This is a genomic window from Pseudoalteromonas sp. SIMBA_162, from assembly GCF_046535955.1.
GTDB classification, from domain to species: Bacteria; Pseudomonadota; Gammaproteobacteria; order Enterobacterales; family Alteromonadaceae; genus Pseudoalteromonas; species Pseudoalteromonas marina.
Window position 1 is genome coordinate 1 of record NZ_JAWJBQ010000605.1, and the last position, 261, is coordinate 261.

Sequence of the window (261 nt, forward strand, 5' to 3'; positions counted from 1 at the left end):
CGCTTCGGTAGCGCCGACGAAGTGGCCAAAGCAGTGCTGTATCTGGCATCCGACGAGTCGCGCTGGACGGTCGGCTCTGAAATCGTCCTTGACGGGGGTCGCCTGCTGAATGGCTAAGCACCCAGCTTAAAAATTGCGTGAATGCCACTTCAGCTGAGCTGAGTCAGTTTGGTACTCAAAGCCCACATCTCGGCCAGTCAAGCGGGGAAGTGTTTTGCCGTACTGGCGCTCCCCGCGTATCATTTGCGACATGGTGGGTCG

The 261-nt window shown here is 57.9% G+C and carries 1 protein-coding gene; it reads left to right on the plus strand.

What is annotated here, in order from left to right; translation table 11 throughout:
* On the plus strand, nt 1-117 hold a 117-nt coding region (locus R0J88_RS21095), incomplete at its 5' end, for an SDR family oxidoreductase (protein ID WP_410901040.1).
* Nucleotides 118-261: the final 144 nt, after the last annotated feature.